This window comes from Cryobacterium roopkundense, assembly GCF_014200405.1.
Classification (GTDB): Bacteria; Actinomycetota; Actinomycetes; order Actinomycetales; family Microbacteriaceae; genus Cryobacterium; species Cryobacterium roopkundense.
Genome location: NZ_JACHBQ010000001.1, coordinates 2,403,330 through 2,425,069 on the forward strand (window position 1 = coordinate 2,403,330; position 21,740 = coordinate 2,425,069).

Annotated in this window: 20 protein-coding genes, 1 tRNA gene and 1 other RNA gene; 9 read left to right on the forward strand and 13 right to left on the reverse strand. The window is 64.6% G+C overall.

Going from position 1 to position 21,740, the window contains the following annotated elements; translation table 11 throughout:
- Positions 1 to 18: 18 nt before the first annotated feature.
- Positions 19 to 94, reverse strand: a tRNA-Lys gene (locus tag BJ997_RS11340).
- Positions 95 to 210: 116 nt separating this feature from the next.
- Here BJ997_RS11340 and BJ997_RS11345 point away from each other — a divergent pair.
- A complete protein-coding gene (locus BJ997_RS11345) occupies positions 211 to 1,029 on the forward strand; it encodes an inositol monophosphatase family protein (protein WP_236629052.1) in 819 nt (272 codons plus the stop codon).
- A 99-nt stretch (positions 1,030 to 1,128) separates the two neighbouring features.
- On the opposite strand, the gene BJ997_RS11350 is transcribed toward BJ997_RS11345, so the two are convergent.
- Positions 1,129 to 1,854 carry a trimeric intracellular cation channel family protein gene (locus tag BJ997_RS11350; protein WP_236629053.1) on the reverse strand — a complete coding sequence of 242 codons (726 nt, stop codon included), beginning with the start codon at positions 1,852 to 1,854 and terminating at the stop codon, positions 1,129 to 1,131.
- 55 nt (positions 1,855 to 1,909) lie between these two features.
- Here BJ997_RS11350 and BJ997_RS11355 point away from each other — a divergent pair, with 55 nt between their 5' ends.
- The 3 genes from BJ997_RS11355 to BJ997_RS11365 all read left to right on the forward strand — a co-directional run bounded on the left by BJ997_RS11355 (position 1,910) and on the right by BJ997_RS11365 (position 5,191).
- Positions 1,910 to 2,356, forward strand: coding sequence for an RrF2 family transcriptional regulator (locus BJ997_RS11355; RefSeq protein ID WP_084141378.1), 447 nt, complete (start codon positions 1,910 to 1,912; stop codon positions 2,354 to 2,356).
- 90 nt (positions 2,357 to 2,446) lie between these two features.
- Positions 2,447 to 3,625 (forward strand): globin domain-containing protein, encoded by a 1,179-nt coding sequence (locus tag BJ997_RS11360; RefSeq protein ID WP_035837766.1) that lies wholly within the window; start codon positions 2,447 to 2,449, stop codon positions 3,623 to 3,625.
- A gap of 51 nt (positions 3,626 to 3,676) precedes the next feature.
- On the forward strand, positions 3,677 to 5,191 hold the full coding sequence (locus BJ997_RS11365; RefSeq protein ID WP_035837768.1) for a CYTH and CHAD domain-containing protein: 1,515 nt from the start codon (positions 3,677 to 3,679) through the stop codon (positions 5,189 to 5,191).
- A 373-nt stretch (positions 5,192 to 5,564) separates the two neighbouring features.
- Here the strand turns inward: BJ997_RS11365 and BJ997_RS11370 are convergent, their stop codons facing one another.
- The 8 genes from BJ997_RS11370 to ftsE all read right to left on the reverse strand — a co-directional run bounded on the left by BJ997_RS11370 (position 5,565) and on the right by ftsE (position 15,091).
- Positions 5,565 to 7,289 (reverse strand): SulP family inorganic anion transporter, encoded by a 1,725-nt coding sequence (locus BJ997_RS11370; protein WP_183323457.1) that lies wholly within the window; start codon positions 7,287 to 7,289, stop codon positions 5,565 to 5,567.
- Between the two features lie 326 nt (positions 7,290 to 7,615).
- Positions 7,616 to 8,365 carry an ATP-binding protein gene (locus tag BJ997_RS11375; protein ID WP_035840942.1) on the reverse strand — a complete coding sequence of 250 codons (750 nt, stop codon included), beginning with the start codon at positions 8,363 to 8,365 and terminating at the stop codon, positions 7,616 to 7,618.
- Positions 8,362 to 9,915 (reverse strand): IS21 family transposase, encoded by a 1,554-nt coding sequence (istA, locus tag BJ997_RS11380; RefSeq protein WP_183323206.1) that lies wholly within the window; start codon positions 9,913 to 9,915, stop codon positions 8,362 to 8,364. The genes BJ997_RS11375 and istA overlap by 4 nt, the downstream gene beginning before the upstream one ends.
- A 393-nt stretch (positions 9,916 to 10,308) precedes the next feature.
- Positions 10,309 to 11,736, reverse strand: coding sequence for an HNH endonuclease signature motif containing protein (locus BJ997_RS11385; protein ID WP_183323459.1), 1,428 nt, complete (start codon positions 11,734 to 11,736; stop codon positions 10,309 to 10,311).
- 232 nt (positions 11,737 to 11,968) lie between these two features.
- Positions 11,969 to 12,353, reverse strand: a transfer-messenger RNA (tmRNA) gene (gene ssrA, locus BJ997_RS11390).
- A gap of 94 nt (positions 12,354 to 12,447) precedes the next feature.
- Positions 12,448 to 12,924, reverse strand: coding sequence for an SsrA-binding protein SmpB (gene smpB, locus BJ997_RS11395; protein WP_035840727.1), 477 nt, complete (start codon positions 12,922 to 12,924; stop codon positions 12,448 to 12,450).
- Positions 12,925 to 13,004: 80 nt separating this feature from the next.
- Positions 13,005 to 13,919, reverse strand: a complete 915-nt coding sequence (gene ftsX, locus BJ997_RS11400; protein ID WP_035840730.1) for a permease-like cell division protein FtsX — start codon at positions 13,917 to 13,919, stop codon at positions 13,005 to 13,007.
- On the reverse strand, positions 13,916 to 15,091 hold the full coding sequence (gene ftsE / locus BJ997_RS11405) for a cell division ATP-binding protein FtsE (RefSeq protein ID WP_035840733.1): 1,176 nt from the start codon (positions 15,089 to 15,091) through the stop codon (positions 13,916 to 13,918). The genes ftsX and ftsE overlap by 4 nt, the downstream gene beginning before the upstream one ends.
- A 188-nt stretch (positions 15,092 to 15,279) precedes the next feature.
- Here ftsE and BJ997_RS11410 point away from each other — a divergent pair, with 188 nt between their 5' ends.
- A complete protein-coding gene (locus BJ997_RS11410; RefSeq protein WP_183323461.1) occupies positions 15,280 to 16,248 on the forward strand; it encodes an IS481 family transposase in 969 nt (322 codons plus the stop codon).
- 13 nt (positions 16,249 to 16,261) lie between these two features.
- On the opposite strand, the gene prfB is transcribed toward BJ997_RS11410, so the two are convergent.
- Positions 16,262 to 17,374 carry a peptide chain release factor 2 gene (gene prfB / locus BJ997_RS11415; RefSeq protein WP_035839750.1) on the reverse strand — a complete coding sequence of 371 codons (1,113 nt, stop codon included), beginning with the start codon at positions 17,372 to 17,374 and terminating at the stop codon, positions 16,262 to 16,264.
- A gap of 69 nt (positions 17,375 to 17,443) precedes the next feature.
- Here prfB and BJ997_RS11420 point away from each other — a divergent pair, with 69 nt between their 5' ends.
- The 4 genes from BJ997_RS11420 to BJ997_RS11435 are packed head-to-tail and all read left to right on the forward strand — an operon-like array spanning position 17,444 to position 20,415.
- Complete coding sequence (locus BJ997_RS11420) at positions 17,444 to 18,697, forward strand: MFS transporter (protein ID WP_035839747.1); 1,254 nt, start codon at positions 17,444 to 17,446, stop codon at positions 18,695 to 18,697.
- Positions 18,698 to 18,726: 29 nt separating this feature from the next.
- On the forward strand, positions 18,727 to 19,260 hold the full coding sequence (locus BJ997_RS11425) for a GNAT family N-acetyltransferase (RefSeq protein ID WP_035839744.1): 534 nt from the start codon (positions 18,727 to 18,729) through the stop codon (positions 19,258 to 19,260).
- Positions 19,261 to 19,313: 53 nt separating this feature from the next.
- Positions 19,314 to 19,757, forward strand: a complete 444-nt coding sequence (locus BJ997_RS11430; RefSeq protein ID WP_035839742.1) for a nitroreductase family deazaflavin-dependent oxidoreductase — start codon at positions 19,314 to 19,316, stop codon at positions 19,755 to 19,757.
- A 1-nt stretch (position 19,758) separates the two neighbouring features.
- A complete protein-coding gene (locus tag BJ997_RS11435) occupies positions 19,759 to 20,415 on the forward strand; it encodes a pentapeptide repeat-containing protein (protein ID WP_035839740.1) in 657 nt (218 codons plus the stop codon).
- A 14-nt stretch (positions 20,416 to 20,429) separates the two neighbouring features.
- On the opposite strand, the gene BJ997_RS11440 is transcribed toward BJ997_RS11435, so the two are convergent.
- Positions 20,430 to 21,314 (reverse strand): EamA family transporter, encoded by an 885-nt coding sequence (locus BJ997_RS11440; RefSeq protein WP_035839763.1) that lies wholly within the window; start codon positions 21,312 to 21,314, stop codon positions 20,430 to 20,432.
- A 92-nt stretch (positions 21,315 to 21,406) separates the two neighbouring features.
- Positions 21,407 to 21,688 (reverse strand): hypothetical protein, encoded by a 282-nt coding sequence (locus BJ997_RS11445; RefSeq protein WP_152602344.1) that lies wholly within the window; start codon positions 21,686 to 21,688, stop codon positions 21,407 to 21,409.
- Between the last annotated feature and the right edge of the window lie 52 nt (positions 21,689 to 21,740).

Below are 21,740 nucleotides of genomic sequence, written 5' to 3' on the forward strand. Positions count from 1 at the left end.
ATGCGGGATTTTCGTGGATGGTGCACCCCCCCGGACTTGAACCGGGAACCCACTGATTAAGAGTCAGTTGCTCTGCCAATTGAGCTAGAGGTGCATGATATTTCTGCAGGGCGACCTGCGGGAACGTTCAACAATAACACCACGAAAGCGCTCTGCGCCAATCGAGGCGCCTCCCGCGTGTCACGCCTCGGAATTACTATCCTTGAGAGCGTGACCGAGCCCCGAATTGCGCCCCCCACTCACCGCTTCGCCGACGACCTCGAGCTGGCCCTGGCCCTCGCCGATGCGGCAGACTCCATCTCCCGCGCGCGTTTCACCGCCCTCGACCTCGTGGTGACCACGAAACCCGATCGCACTCCGGTCACGGATGCCGACCAGGCCGTGGAGCGTGCCATCCGCTCCCTGCTCGCGGAGCACCGTCCCGCCGACGGCATTCTCGGCGAGGAATTCGGTACGGAGGGCTCGACAGAACGCCAGTGGATCATCGACCCTATCGACGGCACGGCGGGCTTCATGCGCGGAATCCCGATCTGGGCCACTCTCATCGCCCTCGCCGTCGACGGCGTTCCCGTGCTCGGCGTCGTGAGCTCCCCCGCGCTCGGCAAGCGCTGGTGGGCGAGCCTCGGCGGCGGCGCGTGGTCGAGCGACGAGCGGATGCCCGATGCCGCGCCTGCCCGCCTACGCGTGTCCGGAGTCGATGCCCTGGCCGACGCCTCTCTCAGCTACAACAGCATCCAGCAGTGGGACGAGGCCGGGCACCTCGACTCCCTCGTGGCACTCTCCCGCCAGGTCTGGCGCACCCGTGCCTACGGGGACATGTGGTCCTACATGCTCCTCGCCGAGGGGCACCTCGACATCGCCGGAGAGTTCGACCTCAAGCCCTACGACATGGCCGCCCTCGCGCCCATCGTGCAGGAGGCCGGCGGGGTGTTCAGCTCCGTCGACGGCCAGTCCGGGGTGTGGCACGGCAGCGCCCTGGCCACGAACGGGCTGCTCCACGTTGCAACCCTGGCGGTTCTCAACCCTTGACCAGGCTCGCGGCACTCGTTTGGCCAGCAGACACGTGTTCAGACGAGTGCCCACCCACGAAAGAAGTGCCGCGACGGCCGCGACACACCAGCAGAACGCCTACTGGATCTCCGGACGCTTGCGTGCGTCCCGCGCGCTGCGTCGACGTTCGCGCCAGACCCTGGGATTGATCAGAAAGATCGGTTTGGGGATGCGCAGGGCATAGCCGGTGGGCAGCACCCAGCCGTAGCGACGGGCCAGCAGCGACAGCACGGCACCACTGAGAATCGCGACGGCCGTTCCGAGGGCCACGTACCCGAGCTTGCTCAAGATCACCATTTCGGTGCTCGCAAGCACCGCGCTCGTGGCGTACAGCGTGTTGCCGCCGAAGATCGTGGGAACCTTGAGCAGCATGACGTCGCGCACCATGCCGCCGCCGACGGCGGTGATGATGCCGAGTAGGATCGCCGGCATCCAGCCCAGATCTGCCTCGAGCGCCTTCTGCGCGCCCACGGCAGACCAACAGCCCACCGCCAGGGCGTCCAGAAGCACGAGCGCGCGCCTCGACCAGCGCCCGTTGAACGTCACGAAGTAGGCGATGACCCCGCCGAGCACGGCTGTCATGAGATAGGCGGTGTCGGTGAGCGCGGCAGGCGGGCCTTGCTGCAGCAGGGTGTCCCGAATCATTCCGCCACCAAGGCCCGACATGATGGCGAGCACCACGAAACCGACGATATCGAGGCGGGCCGAACGCGCGGCGACGCCCCCGAGAACGGCGTTGGCGAGGACCCCGGCGAGGTCGACGAATCGGATTACCTCGAAAATCGCCTCTGAGTCCAACGTCACTTGCCCCATTCTCCCGCATTCAACGGCCCTCCAAGGTCGCGCCTAGTCTGAAGACATGCGAATCACTGCATTTTCGGACGTCTGCCTGCGGGTGGTCATGCTCTTGACGGCCGAACCGGGGCTGCTCACGAGCCGCATCATCGCCGAGCGCGTCGGCACCCCGTACAACCACGTGAGCAAGGCGATCATCCGAGTTCGTGAGCTCGGGCTCGTCGAGGTGGAGCGCGGTCGCAGTGGCGGCGTGCGCATCAGCCCGGCCGGCCGAACCGCTACGGTGGGCTGGCTCTTGCGCCAGCTCGATGACCGTCGCGATCTCGCGGGCTGCGAAACCCATGCCGGGCCGTGTCCACTCCTGGCGGGCTGCGGGCTGCGCGGCGCGTTGCGTCAGGCGCGGGAGGCGTTCTACGCCCAACTCGACGGGGCCGTGATCGCCGATATGGCCCCCCGCCGTCACTCCGGCCCGGTGCCACTCACTCTCTCCCGCACTGCACCCGGGCCTTAAGACCCTGATTTCTACGCAATGTAGAAGATTGAACAATAACTCGCATGTCAAATGCTACTTTTGCATTGTCCCCACAATGAAGGAGTCCATATGCTTTCGGTCCAATCGGTTCCCATCATCGAAGCCACCCTCCCCACGGTCGGTGAGCGGATGCCCGCCATCGCCAGGAATTTCTACCACCGCATGCTCACCGCGCACCCTGAGTTGTTCGACGGGCTGTTCAGCCGGTCCAACCAGAAGAACGGCACCCAGCAACAGGCCCTCGCCGCCAGCGTCGCCATGTTCGCCACCCACCTGCTCAAGAACCCTGACAGCGCTCCGGAGATCATGCTCTCCCGCATCGCCCACAAGCATGTCTCCCTTGGCATCCGCCCCGAGCAGTACGACATCGTCTACAAGTACCTCTTCGAGGCCATCGCCGACGAACTCAGCGACGTGATCTCCGCCGAGATCGCCGCCGCCTGGACCGAGGTGTACTGGCTGATGGCCCACGCCCTCATCAAGCAGGAAAACGGACTCTACGCGGGCCTCGCGAGCGACCAGGCTCTCGCCCCCTGGACAGTCATCAAGAAGGAGAAGGCCGGAACGGATGCCATCACCTTCACCCTGGTACCGGCCGACGACACCCCGGTGTCCGATTCGAAGCCCGGTCAGTACGTGGGAGTGACCGTGAAGATGCCCGACGGCATCCACCAGGTGCGCCAGTACACACTCTCCGCAGGAACCGGAAGCGACGTGCGCGTCTTCACGACCAAGCTCGACGCCGACGGCGAAGTCTCCCCCGCACTGCACCGCGACGTGCAGGTTGGCGACCAGCTCACGCTCTCGCACCCCTGTGGCGACGTGACCCTGAACGAGGAAGACGGACCACTCATCCTGGCCTCTGCCGGCATCGGCTGCACGCCCAGCGCCTCGATCCTCCGTTCCCTGGCCGAAGCCGACTCCACCCGCGAGGTGCTCGTGCTGCACGCCGAGAGCACCCTCGAACGCTGGGCTCTGCGGGACCAGATGCGCACCGATGTCGCCCACCTGGGCTCGGCCACGATGCAGCTCTGGCTCGAGAAGCCCACGGAGGAGTCCCACGCGGGCTTTATGTCACTGGACGGCGTCACCATTCCGAAGAACGCTTCCATGTACCTCTGCGGGCCGCTGCCGTTCATGCGCAAGATCCGCTCGCAGGCCCTCGCCTCCGGTGTGCCTGCCCAGCGCATCCACTACGAAGTCTTCGGCCCCGACCTGTGGCTCGCCGGCGCCGACGCCGACGCCTGAGTCTCGGCACGTCACCCTCTCGCCAAGCCCACTCGGCGATAGGGTGACGGTGTGGACACTTCGAGCGGCCGTGAGATTGAACTGAAGTTTGACGTGGACGACTCCGCGGAGGTGTCGGGGTTGCAGAACCTGCCCGGGGTCGCCGGGGTAGAACATCCCCGCGAGCACCACCTTGAGGCCGTCTACTTCGATACCAGCGACCTCGTGCTGGCGGCGCACCACGTGACTCTGCGCCGCCGCGCTGGGGGCGACGACGCCGGCTGGCACCTGAAACTTCCGATCGGCGACAGCGAGCGCCAGGAGATTCACGCCCCGCTCGCCGGGGAATCTCTCGTGGTTCCCGACGCTCTCGCCCGTCTCGTGCGGGTGCACGTGCGCGACCGCGCCCTCGTGGCCGTCGCGCTGGTGCGCACCCGGCGCGTCGTTCACCGCCTCTTCGGCCCCGACGGCGAGGCCCTCGCCGATGTCTGCGACGACCGCGTCGAAGCCGATCGACTCGTGCCTGAACCCGCGCACACCTCGTGGCGCGAATGGGAACTCGAGCTGATCGTCGCGCCGGTGGACCTGCTCGAGGCCGGCCGGCAGCTGTTCCACTCCCTCGGCATCCGCTCCTCGGCGCACGCGTCCAAGCTCGCCAGAGCCCTCGGCGACCGATTTCCGATCGAGCCCGCGCCCGCGCCTGTCGCCACCCGTTCCGGCGCTGTCGCCACGGTGCTGCTCGCCTATGCCCACGAACAGATCGGTGCCCTCACGGCGCAGGATCCCCGTGTTCGCGACGACAAGCCCGATGCCGTGCACAAGATGCGCGTGGCCACCCGACGCCTGCGCTCGGCACTCGCGACCTACGGTGACCTCCTCGCCGACGAGGAGGGGACCACGCACCTGCGCCGCGAGTTGCGCTGGCTGGCGGGCGTGTTGGGCGAGGCTCGCGACGAACACGTGCAGCAGGAACGCCTCGGCGCGCTCATCACCTCGGAACCGCACGAGCTGCTGCTCGGCCCCGTGGCCGAGCGGGTCGCCGGCCAGTTCGCCGTGCAGGCCTCCGCTGCGCGCCAGACCCTCCTCGACGTACTCGACCACGCACGGTACTACCGGCTGCTCGACGACCTCGACGCCTGGCTCGCGGCCCCGCGTTTCACCAACGTGGCCTATCGCTCGGCGCGCAAGGTCGTTCCCGAACTGCTCGAGCACGACTGGAAGGACTTGTGGGCGGCCGTGCGTGCCGTGGCCCATGCCCCAGTTGGGCGCGAACACGATTTGGCCCTGCACGAGGTGCGCAAGCGAGCGAAGCGGCTGCGCTACGCCGCCGAAACGGCACTTCCCATCGCCCGTAAGAGCTCCCGGCGCCTCGCCCTAAGCGCCCAAGAGCTGCAGACCATCCTCGGCGAGCACCAGGACAGCGTGATCGCCCGGGACCTGTTGCTGCACCGCAGCGCGGTGGAGGCGTACCTCCACGGCGAGAACACGTTCACCTATGGACGCTTGCACGCGAAGGAAGAGGCCACAGGAGCGGATGCCGAAGCCCGCTTCCGCAGGGCGTGGAAGGACTTTCCGCGCCCCGAATAGCGCGCGCCACGAACGTCAGTGCAGTGTGATCGTGCCGGTCGCGCCGTTGACGGTGACCAAGCGTCCTGTCTGGATGCGACGTCCCCACCCGGTCGGCGCGGCGAAGGGGCCACCGACGGCCGAAACACGGCCTCCAGAAGGGCCGACGTGGCTCCGATGTGGCCGGCGACGCGAAGGATCCGCCGCAGCACGGGCCACCTCGAACGCGAGGTGACCGAGAAACGCGGGTCGGTATGCAGGTTCGCGAGAACGACCGCGGAGCGCGCCTCCATGACCCCGAGCAGGCGGCCGGAAATGTCACGCTCGGCGCGGCCGCGGATCACGGCCGTCACGTCCACGAAGAGGCGCTGCCCGAATACCACCGAGGTGTGTCTCAAGGCTCGTCGTCCCACGGGGTTCCGTCGAGGTCACCGCGCAGGGTGCCGGTGGCCTCGTCAACGGCCGTGCCCACAGTGCTGGCGAACCGCTCCGGGGGAAACCGTGCGCTCATCCCATATGAGTGAAGCCGGTCTTTTACCGGCCCTTTCATCTCGGCGAAGATCAGGGTGACGCCGCGGGAAGCCAAAAAGTCGTCGAGCTCGACGAGCTCGTCCACGGCTGTCGTGTCAATTTCTGTGATCGGTTCGGCGGCAAGTATCACCGTGCGCACGTCGCTTCCGGCGGCAGTGACGGTGGCCCGCACGTAGTCGTCGAAGATGCCGCCGTTGGCGAAGAACAGCGGGGCGTCGAAGCGCACGATCACAATGCCGGGCAGGCGTTCACCCTCGGGGTGTCTGGACAGATCGTGATAACCGCGCAGGCCGTGCACGCGCCCGAGTTCCGCGCGATAGGGTCGCCATGCGTGGCTGACGAAGGCGCCCAGCGACAGGATGATCGCCACCCCGATGCCCTGGATCACTCCCACCACGAGCACGCCCACGAAGGCCGCGAGGGAGAGCAGGGCATCGACCCGGCTCATCCTGACGAGGGCAAGGAAACCCTTCGCGTCCACGAGCCCGGCCGCGGCCACGATCACGACCGCGGCGATGGCGGCCGACGGCAGGTAACCCGTCAGACCGGGTGCGAGCAGCATGAACACGACGATGAGCAGCGCCCCGACCACGCTGGTCAGCTGGGTGCGGGCCCCGGCGCGCTCCGCGACGGGCGTGCGGGACGAGGAGGCGGAAATGGGAAAGCCACCGAGCAGCCCGCCAGCAATGTTCGAGAGACCGATGGCAGACATCTCCTGGCTGCCGTCGACGCTTTCGCCTCTGCGGGCGGCGAAGGTGCGCGACAGCACGGCGGTGTCGGCGAAGGCGATCAGGGAGATTCCGAACGCGGGAAGCACGAGACCGGCAACGTCGGACCATTGCAACCCGCCGAGGGCCGGCGCCGGGAGTCCCTGCGGCAGCGCCCCCACCACCGGCAGTTCGTTCTCTAGGCCGAAAATCGCCGTCAGCGCTGTCGCCCCGACGACCGCAGCGAGAACACCAGGAATGCGGGTCTTGCGCCACGACAACACGATGATCACGAGCAGCGACCCCAGACCGATCAGCATCGCGGTCTCGTCGACTTCACCGCCCGTGATGCCGCCGACAATGGCCACCACGCGCTCGAACGGTGACTCCGCGTCGACGGAAAAACCCAGCAGCGCGGGAACCTGGGAAATGATCACGAGCAGGGCGAGCGCGTTCAGGTAGCCCACGCGAATGGGCTTGGATAGCAGGTCTGTCACAAAGCCCAGGCGCAGCAGGCCGCCGACCAACAGGATCAGTCCGACCATGATCGCCAGCAGGCCGGCGAGGGCGACGGCGCGAGCGGTGTCGCCGAGTGCGAGGGGCAGGATCGCGACGGCGATGATGGGCGCCAGGGCAGAGTCCGGGCCGAGCACCAGTATTCGCGACGGTCCGAAGATGGCGTAGGCGAGCACCGGAATGATCGTGGCGTACAGTCCCGCCTCGGGTGGGAGGCCCGCGACCTCGGCGTAGCCGATGCCGACCGGGATCAGAAGCGTTGTGAGCACGACGCCGGCTCGGAGATCCGGCACGAGCCACGCACGACGGTAGCCGAGCGCCGTATCGATTCCCGGGACCCATCCGCGTAGCAACTTGCCAGCCATGGCGTTCCTCTCCGGGCCGGTCGACTCGCGCCAGAATACCAGTGCCCCGCCCCCTGCCGGTCGAGGCGTGAGAAACGAACGAAACCTACTCGCTGGTCGAGGCGCGACGAAGGAGCGCCTGGACCGAGACCCATCCGCCGGTCGAGGCGCGACGAAGGAACGCCTGGACCGAGACCCATCCGCCGGTCGAGGCGCGACGAAGGAGCGATCGAGTGAGTATTTGATGCCTTGAGAGCCACCCGATCGTGCGGTTCAGAGCCACCGTTCGTGCGGAAGAGAGCCAGTGGTGGTCCGGCTGGGAGCCACTGGCTCTCTTCGCCGGTTCGTTAGGCGCTGGTGAGGGCCGCTTGCTCTCTCATGTTGTAGGTGCCGGTCTCGACCCAGACAGTGTTGTGGATGATGCGGTCCATGATCGCGTCGGCGTGAACCCCGGAGCCGAGTCGCTGGTGCCAGTCCTTCTGCTGATACTGGGTGCAGAACACCGTCGAGCTCTCGCCATAGCGACGTTCCATCAGCTCAAGCAGCATGCCGCGCATCGATTCCGTCGGGCGGTCAAGCAACCATTCATCAATGACGAGCAGGGTGAAGGAAGCATATTTGCGCAAGAACTTCCCGCTGCCGCCGGTGGTGTCTTGGGCGGCCACCCAGGCTTCCTCGAGGTCGGGCATGCGGACGTAATGAGCGCGGATGCGATGCTCGCAAGCGCGTTTGGCGATCGCGCAGCCCAAATACGACTTCCCCGATCCGGTGAACCCCTGAAACACAACGTTCTGCTGCCGGGCAACGAACGAACACGTCCCGAGCTGGGCCAGCAGCTGCCGGTTCAAGCCCCGCTCGTCGAGCAGGTCGATGCGGCGGAGATCCGCGTTGGGATAACGCAACCCCGCCCGCCGGATCAGCCCGGCGACCTTCGAGTGCGTGAAGGCGGAGTAGGCGTCATCGACGACCAACCGGACCCGCTCTTCAAACGACAAACTGATGCTCAGCGTCTCGTCTTGGGTGTCGATCGCCGCGAGCAACTCGCCAGCATTCATCTCCCGCAGCTTGCGCTTGGTCTCTGTGTCCAGCGGACTCATCGGGTGCCTCCGGCGTAGTAGGCGCTGCCGCGGACGTAGCCACCGTCATCGGGTTCCGGCTTGTCAGGGACGTGGCCAGTTTTGTCTTGTCCGGTGTCGAGGATCGGCCGAAGGTGCGCATACCTCGGCGAGCGGATCGGACCTCGCAAGGCCAGTGCGCAGGCGGCCTCGACCCGAGTCGGCGAGAACCGGCGTGACAGCCGCAACACTGCCAACGCCGGGTCGTAACCGGCCTCCTCGATCGACGCAGCTTCAAAGATCTTCCCGATCACTGTGACCGTGGCAGGTCCCATCCGGGCCGCCCACTCGTCGATCCGGGTCCGATCCCAGGCCTGAAAGCTGCGGCCCTCGGGCAGGTCCGCGTCGTTTGTCTGATGCTGGTTCGTCGTGCTTGCTGGCAGCAGCAGGTGACTGGTCAAGCGTTCGTCGTTGCGATAGACCTCCAGCATCGTGTCCGTGACGCGAAGGTCGACCTGAGCGCCGATGTGGCGGAACGGAACGGAGTAGAAGTTCCTCGCCCAGACCACGTGAGCGTTCTTGTTCACTTTGCGCTTGTAGGTCCACGTGCTGATCTCGAACGGGGCCGCCGGTAACGGTTGCATCAACGGCTTCTCCTCGGCGGTGAAGACACTCAACCGGGACCCGTCCCGTTTCTGGAACGGCTGGCGGTTGTAAGCATCGATTTGCTCGTAGATCCGGACCCGCAGCTCGGGCAGGGATGTGAACTGCTCCTGCCTGAGGCTAGCGATGACCCAGGTCGCGACATGCGAAACTGTGTTCTCAACGCTCGCCTTGTCCTTAGGTGCCCGGACGCGGCCCGGCAGCACCGCGGCAGAGTAGTGCGCAGCCATCTCACGGTAGGCGTCGTTGAGAACGACCTCTCCCTCTCGAGGGTGAGAGATCACCCCAGTCTTCAGGTTGTCGGGGACCAGGCGCGGGACGCTGCCGCCGAAGAAGGAAAACATCGCCACGTGGGCGCGCAGCCACGACTCCTGCCGCATATCCAACGTGGCCTCCACGAAGGCGTATCGGCTGAACGGCAGGCACGCGACGAACAAATACACCTTTGAGATCTCGCCCGTCGTCGGGTCCAGCAGCTGCATCGTGGGCCCAGACCAGTCAACCTCGATGCTGCGGCCGGCCTTGTGACCCACGCGCGACGTCGCGCCCGAGACGGCAGCGAAGTCGCCATAGAGCCGACAGAACCGGTCATAGCTCATCACCGCCTGCGCCTGACCCGATGTGTCGACGTACTCTTGGTGCAGCAGCTTCAACGTCACCCCGACCCGGGCTAGTTCGGTGTGCACCCGCCCCCAATCCGGCTGCGCGAACACGGACTCGTGCACTCCACGGCCGGGAAACAACACCGTATAGACCTCGGCCTCCGGCATCTCCTCGACGTCGTCCCAGCCGAGGCCGAGCCTGTCCGCCGTCTCGAGCACGGTCTGGACGCTATTGCGGGCGATGCCCTGCGCCGACGCGATCGCTCTGCCCGACAAGCCTTGGTTGCGTAACTGCAAGACGAGTTTCGCCTTGATCTTCCGTACCATTACCGGTACTCCTTCCACCACGTGGCCCTCACGTGATGGAAGGAGCTTTTCAGGTGGCTCTCAACAACACCAACTGTGGCTCTGAACGACACGATTCATGGTTTGGTACAGCGGCCTTCACAGGCACCACCCCCGGCTCCCTCGGAAGCCAATATTCAATCGAGACCTCGTGAGGTGATCTTCGTGCGCGGCGTGCGCTGGCAATAATGTCTCGCGAGGTCTCGATCGCTCGTACCTCGCGCCTCGACCAGCGGAGGCGAGGTCTCGATCGCTCGTACCTCGTACCTCGACCAGCGGAGGCAGGGCCTCGATCGTTCGTACCGCGGGATGTTCGCCTCAGGAGAAACGGCGGGCCGGCGACGACCGGTCTGTTCGGTCGTCGCCGGGTGGCCGTTATCGCGTGTAGTGCGGCCCGTCGTGTCCTTTCGGTGTCGGGACCGGTGGTCGGCCGCCTCTGCGCGGCGTTCTCCTCGGATCGACACTGGCCGGAGGGATGAAGTACACCACGTTATCCTTCACGACCACGTCCCAGCCTTCGCGGTGGATCCGATGATGGCACGCACTACACAGCATCACGCAGTTGGCTTGATTTGTCGGTCCGTCATGCGCTTTGTACCAACGAATGTGATGCCCCTCCGCATAGCTCGGCGGCCGGTTACAGCCAGCCGTGGCGCACCCGCCGTCCCTCTCGACGGCCGCGAGCTTCTGCGCCGTCGTAAAGAGCCGTTTTCGGAGGCCGAAGTCGAAAACCTCGCTCTTCCCGCCGAGGACCATCGGGATCAAACACGCCTCCGCCGCCATCCTTCGGGCCGTTCCGGCGGAGATCGGCTGTTCAACCCCATCCAGTTGCGCTTCACCGAGGCCGGTTTGTAGGGATTCGAGGGTCATCCTGACGATGATCGTCGTGTGATCCAGCGCCCCGAGCCCTTCCTTGCAGGAGAGAGCGTGACGCACGATGTCGACGAAGGCATCGAAGTTCAGTTGCGGCATTGTTCGGCCGTCGCCGATGATCTCGTGGTTGTCGCCACACCCGTCAGGATCTTCCTTGGCTTCAAACCTGGGTTTGCGCAGTTCCGCGCTGGTCATCCCGTCGATCGCGGTGTCCAGGTACGCCGCTGACACCGGGTCCGCATCGAGCACGTAGCGTTTCATGCCGTTGGGCAGCACCAGCCGATTCAACCCCCGCCGCGACACCAGCACCTCCTCCCGCGGTTCGACCCCGTCCACGTCGAGGGCGTCCCGGTACCGAATCGACAGCTTCCGCACCGAATCCACCGGGTTGGTCACCGCGAACTCCACCAACTCCTTCTCCGCCGCGTCGAGGTCTTCGGTCGTGGCCCGAGGGGCGGCCTGCTCGAGGTTCGCCGTGATGTACAGCGCCGAATCCACGGTGAGCTCCCCGGCATTGACTGCCCGGGCGACCTCCGCGTACTCCGGTGGCAGGTGCTCCCCGATCAGGCTCATCCGCGGCTTCGTCGCCTTCCCCACCCTCACCAACCGCCCGGCCTCAGCCATCGAGATGTGACCGATATCGGTGAGGGCGGCGGCGGCGTTTCGGTTCCCGGTTCTGGCGGCGATGCCCGAGTCGTGGTCGAAGCGGTCGTCCAGCTCACCCGCTGCTCGAACCAAAAGGGCCTGCGCCTGTCTCACCACCTCGAAATTCGAGTTCAACACGGCCAACAAACCCCCGTCGGTCATCCGCTGCAGGTCCAACCCTGCGTCGGGTTCCTCCTCCGAACAGACTCCACCACCCAAGGAGTGAGAGTACGTATCGGCGAGTGCCGCCGTACTCTCCACGAGAAGGTCCGTTGAAGTGGTCATGGCCCAATTTTCCCAGCGACCACCGACATTCACGGGCCCTAAACAGCCCTGATCGGGGCATTCTGTGGAAAACTCCCAAAGATTCTCACCTGTGGAGGAGAAGCACGGAGTTAGGTTCGGCGTGCTTGCCCGAAGGACAGTCGGCCCGAGCCGTGTGCCGATCGAGCACGCAAAAGGCCCGAAACCTTTCGGTTTCGGGCCTTTTGTACTCGAATGCGTGTGACAACCACGATGGTGGAGATGCGGGGAATTGAACCCCGGTCCACTGTTGTGGTCATATGCCTTCTACGGGTGTATCCAGTGAAGTCGCTTTCTCGGCCCCGGAATTTGCCACTGGCATCTACTCCGACAGGCCCAGCCTTCGTTTAAGTCCCTCTACACCCCGTGGCTCAATGTAGAAGCAATCTCTCTAAATGGCGTCAGGGTCCGGGTAGAGAGCATTCCCGGCCTGACGGTCTCTATGCGGTTCTACTTAGGCCGCGAGGGCGAAAGCGGAACGCGAGACAGTGCTGTTTGATTTGGCACTTATTGTTTTGCAGAGATCGTTTACGAGATAACTCTGCATCCTCGACCCGCTTCTCATAATTGCGCAAACAATGTCGAAACCGATCATCCCCATGGTGGGGTGGTTGTCACACGCTGTTGAGTTGTTGTGGAACATCTGCATCTTGTGCAGTCCCTCATTCTACAACAGAACAGGGCCTGAGCAAATTAGTCCCCGAGGTTGCGGCGGGCGGACATGGCGCGGTCGGATTCGCGTTTGTCCTGGCGTTCCCTCAGAGTCTGTCGCTTGTCGAACTCTTTCTTGCCCTTGGCGACGGCAATTTCCACTTTGGCCCGGCCGTTGAGGAAGTAGATACGCAACGGAATGAGGGTGTATCCGCCCTCTTTGGTCTTGTGGCTGATCTTCACGATTTCCTGCTTGTGGAGCAGTAACTTGCGTTTGCGGCGTGGCGGATGATTCGTCCAGGTGCCGGCCGTGTACTCCGGAATGTGCACTGCGTCGAGCCACATCTCGCCGCCCTCAATGAAGGCATAGCCGTCAATCAGCGACGCTCGCCCCGCCCGCAGGGACTTCACCTCTGTGCCGCTCAAGACCATGCCGGCCTCGTAGGTGTCACCGATGGAATAGTCGTGGCGCGCCTTACGATTCGACGCTACGACCTTCTCGCCAGTTTCCCTGGGCACAGAACTCTCCAATATCTTGAGCCACCCGATCGTGCACCGGGCAGCCCATCAGTCTAGCGCGCACGCCTGACGGGTGAAATTTAGACCTTGAGGTAACGCGTGATCGCGAAATTGGCAGAGAAAGCCGCGAGCACCGCGCCGACCACCAACAGAATCGGCACCACAATGAGCGCGTCGTCCATGCCCACGAGCGCGAACCCGGTGAGTCTCGCTCCCAGATAGCCCTGCACGAAGAAGTTCACGATGGCCACGATCGCGCCACCCGCCAGCAGCGACCCGAGCAGAGCCGCAAAAACACCCTCAAGAATGAACGGCGTCTGAATGAATCTGTTCGAGGCCCCCACGAGTCTCATGATGCCCAACTCGCGCCGTCTAGAGAAGGCCGACAAGCGGATGGTCGTGGCAATCAGCAGGGCAGCCGCCACGAGCATGAGCCCCGCGATGCCAATTGCCGTGTAGCTGGCCACGTTGAGCACCGAGAAGATCTGATCCAGATACTTGCGCTGATCGGCGACATTCTCGACCCCGGCCACCCCCGACAGGCTCTCCACGAGCACATCGGATTGGGACGGATCCTTCAGATTCACCCAGAAGGTCTGGTTGAGCTGGTCCGCCGTCACGTAGTCGGCAACGGGGTTGCCGGCGAACTGCGTCTGGAAGTTCTCGAACGCCTGCTCATGGGTTTCGAAGTAGTACCTGTCAACGAACGGCGCGAGGGTGGGCGAGGTCAGCTGTGCCTCCACTGTGTTGATCTGCTCCTCGGTGGCCTCACCGCCCGTGCACGTCTCACCGGAAGACACATCGGTGCACATGTAGATGCCCACCTGAGCTTTCTCGTACCAGAAGTTCTTCATCTGGCCGATCTGCATCTGCATCAACACCGCGGCGCCCACGAAGGTGAGCGAGATAAAGGTAACGAGCACGACTGAGACGACCATCGAGGCATTGCGCCGCAGGCCATTGGCGGCCTCGGAGAGTACGAGTGCAAGTCTCATCGGGTGGGGCCCACGTTCTGCTCGCCGGTTTGGTCTGGTTTCTCGCCCGGGGCCCGAAGCCCGAGCTTCTCCGCCAGGGTGAGCTGTTCGGGCGCATCGTGCTGCGTGACAGGGATCACGGGGCGCGTCATGGTCGGACCGGTGTCCGCGTCCGATTCGGCCTCCGGCTCGGGGGCCGGCGGAGCGTAGGGAGATCGTGCAGGCGGCATACCGGAATCCGACACGGGAGCGCTGCGGGGAGCCGCAACGGATTCCGGTGCGAGCGCGGCCGGAACGGCCGACTTCGAATCTGCGGGGGCGGTCGCCGACACGGGGGCCGGCACGGGCGCCGGCGGAAAGGTGAGCGGCTGGTTCGGATCAGATTCCGAAACTATCGTGCGGGCGGGCGGGCGGAAGGCCGGCGTGGGCGGTGCGTGCTCCAGAGGAACCTCGACAGCTTCTGCGGGAGACGCGGCGGCGGCCGGGGCTCCGGTAATGACGGGGATCGACGCCGTTGCGTACCCACCCTGTCGTTCGTCACGCACGATTGTGCCGTTGACGAGTTCGATCACACGACGCTGCATCTTGTCGACGATTCCGGCCTCGTGTGTGGCCATGATCACCGTGGTACCCCCGGCGTTGATGCTCGCCAGCAAGGCCATAATCTCTGCGCTCGTGGTGGGATCAAGGTTTCCAGTGGGCTCGTCGGCCAACAGAATCTGCGGCTTGTTCACAATGGCACGGGCGATGGCGACACGTTGCTGCTCACCGCCCGAGAGCTCGTGCGGCAGTCGCTGAGCCTTTTCGGCGAGCCCCACCATCTTGAGGGTGTCGGGAACGGCCTCCTGGATGAATCCGCGGGACTTACCGATCACCTGGAGGCTGAACGCCACGTTGTCAAAGACTGTCTTGTTCGGCAGCAGACGGAAGTCTTGGAACACCACGCCGAGATTCCGACGAAAGTACGGCACCTTGCGGTTGGAGATCGACCTCAGGTCATGGCCCAGCACGTGGATGCTGCCACTCGTGGGCTTCTCTTCCTTCAATACGAGACGCAAGCAACTCGATTTTCCCGAGCCGGAAGCGCCGACCAAGAACACGAATTCGCCGCGTAAAATCTCGACGTCGATGGAGTTCAGCGCCGGTCGGGTTGTACCGGGATACTTCTTGGTGATGTGATCAAATCGAATCATGGCCTTTTGAGCCTAAGCAGGCATCCTGAAATTCGCTACAGCGACATACCCAAACCCGGCGGATGGGCAGCAGAAGCCGCGACTAGTTGTACCCAGCCATGACGTTGGTGACTTAAGGGGTTGAAAAAGGAAGGACCTCCGGTGCTTAGTGGAGATGTTCAACGTCTCACTTCACAACGGAGGTCCTCGTGTCACACATTAACGCCAAGTTGACCGTTCGCGGAAGGGCTCTTTTGGTCGAAAGGGTGCTCGGTGGTCGTCCGGCCGCGCACGTCGCCAAAGAGCTCGGCATCTCCCGCCAGTGCGCGTATCGGTGGGTGCGCCGGTACTGTTCGGAGGGTGAAGCCGGCCTCAGAGACCGGTCCTCACGGCCGCACTCGATGCCCACCCAGACGAGCCCCGAACGTGAGGCAGCGGTCCTCGAGGCCCGCGGCCGGCTGCGCACGGGCCCGGTCCGCATCGCCGCCGATACGGGCGTTCCCGCGCGGACCGTCTCGAGAGTCCTCGCTCGTCATAACGTCCCCGCGCTCTGGGAATGCGACCCGCTGACCGGCGAACGGATCCGCGCTACCCGCGCCACAGCCAACCGGTATGAACGCGCCCGCCCCGGCGAAATGCTCCATATCGACGTGAAGAAGCTCGGGCGTATCGCCGAAGGCGGCGGCTGGCGGGCCCAACCCGGACAGACCAGGGCCAACCACACAGCCGGTCACGTGCGCGTCGGCTACGACTACGTGCACGCCGTCATCGACGATCACACCCGCCTCGCCTACGCCGAAGTGCACCCCGACGAAAAGGGCACCACCGCGGCCGGCGTTCTCCTGCGCGCTGCGGCATTCTTCGCCAGCTGCGGCATCCCCAAAATCGAACGAGTCCTCTCCGACAACGCCTTCGCCTACCGAAACTCCCAAGCGTTCAAAGACGCCGTCGCGACCCTCGGTGCGCAGCAACGCTTCATCAAACCGCACTGCCCCTGGACCAACGGCAAGGTCGAACGCTTCAACCGCACCCTGCAAACCGAGTGGGCCTACCGCCAGGTGTTCACCAGCAGCGCCCAACGCACCCAAGCCCTTGACCCCTGGCTCAACTACTACAACACTGAACGCAGCCACACCGGCATCGGAACCACCCCGCTCAAACGAGTGTCACCAACCTGATGGCTCGGTACAACTAGTCCTGCGGAGCCTTCTTGCGCCAGCGGATTCCAGCGGAGATGAATCCATCGAGGTCGCCGTCGAAGACGTTGCTGGGGTTGTTGACCTCGTACTCGGTGCGCAGGTCTTTCACCATTTGATAGGGCGCGAGCACGTAGCTGCGCATCTGGTCGCCCCAGCTGGCCGTGATGTTGCCGGCCAGTTCCTTCTTCGTGGCCGCTTCCTTCTCGCGCTGGAGCAGGAGCAGGCGTGATTGCAACACCCGCATGGCCGCCGCGCGGTTCTGGATCTGACTCTTCTCGTTCTGGCAGCTCACCACCGTTCCGGTGGGCAGGTGGGTGATGCGCACGGCGGAGTCGGTGGTGTTCACAGACTGGCCGCCGGGGCCGCTCGATCGGAACACGTCAACGCGGATGTCGTTGTCGGGAACCTCGATGGATTCGGTCTGCTCAATCAGGGGCACCACCTCGACGGCGGCGAAAGACGTTTGGCGTTTCCCGGCCGAGTTGAAGGGGCTCATGCGCACGAGGCGGTGGGTGCCGGCCTCGACACTAAGCGTTCCGAAGGCGTATTCGGCATCGACCTCGAAGGTCGCCGACTTGATCCCGGCTTCCTCGGCGTAGCTGATGTCGAGAACGCTCGTGCGATAGTTGTGCTGTTCCGCGTAGCGCAGGTACATGCGCAGCAGCATCTCGGCGAAGTCTGCGGCATCCACTCCCCCGGCACCGGCACGAATGGTGATCACGGCGTTGCGCTCGTCGAATTCGCCGTTGAGCAGCGTTTGCACCTCCAGGGCACCGAGCAGCTTCTGCAGGCTCGCGAGTTCGGCAGCGGCCTCATCGGCGGACTCCTGGTCGCCCTCACCGTCGTTGGCCATGCCCACGAGCACCTCGAGGTCGTCCAGGCGAGACTCGATGCTCTCGACCTTCGCGAGCTCCGACTGGCGGTGGCTGAGCGCGCTCGTCACCTGCTGGGCATGCTCGGTGTCGTCCCACAGGTCGGGCATGCCAGCCTGGCCGCTGAGGTCTTCGATGTCCGATTTCAGGCGTTCGATATCAATCACCGACCGAATGTCACCAAACGTGGCCCGCAACGCGGCGATCTGCTCCGAATAATCCAAGTCAATCATGTCGGAGTCCAGCCTACCCGGCCCGGTTGTTGCGCTCGGGTGGCGCGGGCAGGCGTAGCATCGAAATCCATGACTGATTCCGCGCGCCCCTTCAGCCTGCGGTCGGTTGCCCTCGCAGCTTTTCTGCCAACCCTGCTCTTCTCCATCGGAGAAGGCGCCATTATTCCCTTGATTCCGCTGGTCGCCAATGACCTGGGGGCGACGCTGGCGATAGCCGGATTCATCTCCGCCATGATCATGCTTGGCGAACTCGTCGGCGATATTCCCAGCGGGTTCATCGTCTCCCGAATCGGCGAGCGCAATTCCATGCTCTGGGCGTCGCTGCTCACCATCATCGCCGTGCTGATCTGCGTCGCGGCCCCGAACCCGTTCGTGCTCGGCGTAGGCATCTTCATCATCGGCATTGCCACCGCCGTCTTCGCCCTCGCCCGCCACGCCTTCATGGCCAGCTACGTGCCGCTCGTGTATCGGGCACGGGCCCTGTCAACGCTCGGCGGCGTATTTCGGGCCGGCTGGTTCATCGGGCCGATCCTGTCGGCCGGCCTGATCTTCGTCACCGGAAGCACGCAGTCGGCATTCTGGTTGTTCATTGTGTGCTGTATCGCGGCGGCCACCATTCTGCTGCTGCTGCCCGACCCCGCCGGCACCTTCGGCGCGCGGCCCTCTGCGTCGGAGAGCACCGATTCCACCACAGCGGATGCCGCGCCGCTCGTGCGTGCCCCGGGCATCTTCGCGACCATTCGTGACAACCGCGAGGTGCTCGTGCGACTCGGCACCGGAGCCGCCCTCGTCGGCGCCATGCGGGCCAGCCGCACCGTGATGCTGCCGCTCTGGGCCGTGAGTATCGGCATCAGCGCGCCCCAGACCGCGCTCATCATCGGTATCGCCGGCGGCATCGACTTCGCGCTCTTCTACGTGAGCGGCCAGATTATGGACCGTTTCGGTCGCATGTGGAGCGCCATTCCGTCGATGATCGGCCTCGGCGCCGGGCACCTCGTGCTCGCGCTCACCCACGATCTGCCCGCGAACGTGGAGTGGTTCATTGCAATCGCCATGTTCCTCTCCCTCGGGAACGGCATCGGGAGTGGTCTCCTGATGACGCTTGGCGCCGATCTGGCACCCGCGACGAGTCCGGCCGCCTTCCTCGGAGCGTGGCGTTTCACGGCGGATGCCGGCAGCGCGGCCGCCCCCCTCGCCGTCGCGGGAGTGACAGGGCTGGTCTCGCTGTCCCTGGCCAGCGGCATCATGGGGGTATTCGGACTCATAGGGGCCATACTGCTGTATCGGTACATTCCGCGTTATGCGCCGTTCCGACCCCGCTAGGTTTGCTCCGAAACCGATAGGCACCACTCATGCTCGCGATCCACACCGATAGATTACTGCTTCGACCGTTCGTCGGCGATGACGCCGACTTCGTCTTCGACGTGTACTCCCGTTGGGAAGTGCAGCGCTACATCGGTGCCGTTCCGCGGGTGATGGCTTCCCTGTCGGAGGCCTTCGACCGCATCCATGCCTGGCAGCAGCTCGACGACGGGGTGCACGGCGTGTGGGCCGTCGCTGAAGCGGACAGCGGCAAGCTCCTCGGCACCGTACTGCTCAAGTTCATCCCCGCGTCGGGCAGCGACCTGACCGTTCTTCCCAGCGGCGACACCGAGATCGGGTGGCACTTCCATCCCGACGCGTGGGGCAAGGGGTGCGCGAGCGAAGCGGCATCCGCTGTGTTGCGGCACGCCTTCTCGCAGGGGCTGCGGAGGGTTGTCGCCGTGACCAATCCACTCAACCTCGCCTCGCAGCGGGTGTGCGAGCGCATCGGAATGTCGCATGAGGGGCTCACCGATGCCTACTACAACGCCCGGTGCGAACTGTTCGTCGGCTCGGCGGCCTAGGGCGGGAAGCCTCCGCCGGGAATGTTCCACGCCCCTCAACTGTTGTCCCGATCATGCCTCTCATCGGAGAATACGAAGCCAGCACCGCCCAGTGGGTACGTGACCAGGTCAACCTGTACGAAAGTTCAGGCGGGACAGACGGAACCACGCTGCGCGGCATGCCCGTGATTGTGTTGACGACCCTCGGAGTCAAGAGCGGCAAGCTCCGCAAGGCACCGCTCATGCGCGTGGAGCATGAGGGCCGGTACGCGGCGATCGCCTCTCTCGGCGGAAGCCCCAAGAACCCGGGCTGGTACGCCAACGTGGTCGCGCATTCGCTCGTGGAACTGCAGGACGGCACCGAGCGCTGGGACATGATCGCCCGCGAGGTGACCGGCGATGAGAAGGCTGTGTGGTGGGAACGTGCCGTCGCGGCATTCCCCGACTACGCGGACTACCAGACCAATACCGATCGCGTTATTCCAGTCTTCGTGCTCGAACCCGTTCCCGCCGCCTAGGGTGGCGCGGACAGGTACCCGCGGTCCGTCTATTGACGCGCTGACGCTCGACGACCTCAGCGACAATGACGGTTCGGAACTGCGGAACGGTGACAGCGTGGAGGCGCAACTGTTCAGCGGATGTGATCTGAGCGGCCGCGACCTCACGGGCGCGTCTTTCACGGAGTGCGAATTCACCGGTGTCACCTTCACCGAGACAAAGCTGCGTGGGGCGACGTTCTCGGAGTGCCTCGCCACCGATCTGCACGCGCCGGTCTTCAGCGCACCGCGGTCCACGTGGCGCGACGTGCGGATCGACCACGCCCGGCTGGGCTCGGTCGAGGCATACGACGCCCAACTGCGCGGGGTGCACATCGATGGGTCGAAGCTCGACTTCGTGAACCTGCGCAACTCCACGCTGACCGATGTTCTCATCTCGAACTGCATCATCGACGAACTCGACCTCGGCAGCGCCACGGTCCAGCGCCTCGAGCTGCAGAACTGCCGCATCGGCACTCTCGACGTGACCGGAGCGAAGCTCAAGGACGTGGACCTGCGCTCGAGTGATTTCGGGGCTATTCACGGCTTGGAAGGCCTGCGCGGAGCGACGATCGACGACGCGCAGCTCTCGCTCCTCGCCCCCCTGCTCGCCGCCCACCTCGGCATCCGTGTGGAGTAAGGCCCAGCCCGAGACTAGGGGATGGCGGTGGCGGTGAGTTCGAGGTCGGAGCGGGGACGATCGCGCTGGGTGGCAATGGCAGCTCCCGCGGCCACGCAGACAACGAGAATGGCGATCTGCTGCTGAAGCGTAAAGGTTTCGCCGAGCACAAGCGCGCCAAAACCAGCAGCGATGACCGGGCCGAAGCTCGTGATGATGGAGTAGAGCCGCGGGGTGATCCGGCGGAGGATGTAGGTATCGACCGTGTAGGGAAAGGCCGACGACAACACCCCGATCACGGCCAGCAGGCCGATGACTCCCCAGTTGAGGACTGAGAAGTCGACGGTGAACAGGGCGAGCGGCACGACGAGTGCGAGACTCATTAGGCTCGCGATCGTGATTCCTTCCAGACCGGGAAAATCCCCAGCCACGCGTCTCGTCAACAGAATGTAGGCCGCCCACGAGGCCGCGGCGGTGAGCGCCAGCACAATGCCCAGCACGCTCAGGGATCCGTCGGACCAGGTGAGCAGGAACACTCCCCCGGCCGCCGCAGTCGCGCAGACAAAGTCAAGCGGCCTGCGTGACGTGGCCAGGGCAAGTCCGAACGGCCCGAGGAATTCGATCGTGGCGGCGATACCCAGGCCGAGTAAACCTACTGCCATATAAAAGGTGACATTCATGACAGCGAGCACGACACCGAGGGCGAGGGCCGGCCAGACCCTGCGCCAGGTGATCGTGGACAGTTTCGGCCGATAGAACGGCAGTATGACGCAGACCATGACAATCTGCCTGGCGGCCACCACGACGGGTGACCCGACAACCGGGATCATCAGGCCAGCCAGACTCGACCCGAAGTTGATGCTGACTTCGGTTGCCAGCTGCGCCCCTGCGCCATTCAATCGGTCCCGCTTGGTGCTCACGACGCTCCCCTCGGCACCGTAAAGGTGCGCTTTCGAGGGTACCGGCTGCGGCATCCGCTCTCGTACCGGTCACTGCGGTCGGGGCAAGCAGGTCAGTCGGGCAGTGGAATGAAGTGATATTCGCTGGTGAGGTGTTCTTTCTTGCAGATGCCGCAGTAGAGAACGCCAGAGTTGCGCATCGCCAGCACACGAGACGAGCACTGGATCACCTTGGGACCACAGCACGGTGAAATCACCATGAAGCCACCGGGCTCTTGGGGATCGTGACCGCTCAGTCCCCGATCATGATGAACCCCTTCACAGGGAAAATTAGTGTCAAATTCGAGCAGCTCGACAATTTCAACGTCGAGTACTGCATCTAGTAGCGCATCCATGGGCGGAACGGTCCATCCGAGAAGGAGGTGGAGCCGCATACGGGACGCTTCA

Excerpts from the sequence above, each read along its gene's own strand:
- BJ997_RS11355 (WP_084141378.1), top strand. The coding sequence starts at position 1,910 with ATGCGAATCACTGCATTTTCGGACGTCTGCCTGCGGGTGGTCATGCTC.
- BJ997_RS11360 (WP_035837766.1), top strand. The coding sequence starts at position 2,447 with ATGCTTTCGGTCCAATCGGTTCCCATCATCGAAGCCACCCTCCCCACG.
- BJ997_RS11370 (WP_183323457.1), bottom strand. The coding sequence starts at position 7,289 with ATGGCTGGCAAGTTGCTACGCGGATGGGTCCCGGGAATCGATACGGCG.
- BJ997_RS11375 (WP_035840942.1), bottom strand. The coding sequence starts at position 8,365 with ATGAGTCCGCTGGACACAGAGACCAAGCGCAAGCTGCGGGAGATGAAT.
- istA (WP_183323206.1), bottom strand. The coding sequence starts at position 9,915 with ATGGTACGGAAGATCAAGGCGAAACTCGTCTTGCAGTTACGCAACCAA.
- BJ997_RS11385 (WP_183323459.1), bottom strand. The coding sequence starts at position 11,736 with ATGACCACTTCAACGGACCTTCTCGTGGAGAGTACGGCGGCACTCGCC.
- ftsX (WP_035840730.1), bottom strand. The coding sequence starts at position 13,919 with ATGAGACTTGCACTCGTACTCTCCGAGGCCGCCAATGGCCTGCGGCGC.
- ftsE (WP_035840733.1), bottom strand. The coding sequence starts at position 15,091 with ATGATTCGATTTGATCACATCACCAAGAAGTATCCCGGTACAACCCGA.
- prfB (WP_035839750.1), bottom strand. The coding sequence starts at position 17,374 with ATGATTGACTTGGATTATTCGGAGCAGATCGCCGCGTTGCGGGCCACG.
- BJ997_RS11420 (WP_035839747.1), top strand. The coding sequence starts at position 17,444 with ATGACTGATTCCGCGCGCCCCTTCAGCCTGCGGTCGGTTGCCCTCGCA.
- BJ997_RS11425 (WP_035839744.1), top strand. The coding sequence starts at position 18,727 with ATGCTCGCGATCCACACCGATAGATTACTGCTTCGACCGTTCGTCGGC.
- BJ997_RS11430 (WP_035839742.1), top strand. The coding sequence starts at position 19,314 with ATGCCTCTCATCGGAGAATACGAAGCCAGCACCGCCCAGTGGGTACGT.
- BJ997_RS11445 (WP_152602344.1), bottom strand. The coding sequence starts at position 21,688 with ATGGATGCGCTACTAGATGCAGTACTCGACGTTGAAATTGTCGAGCTG.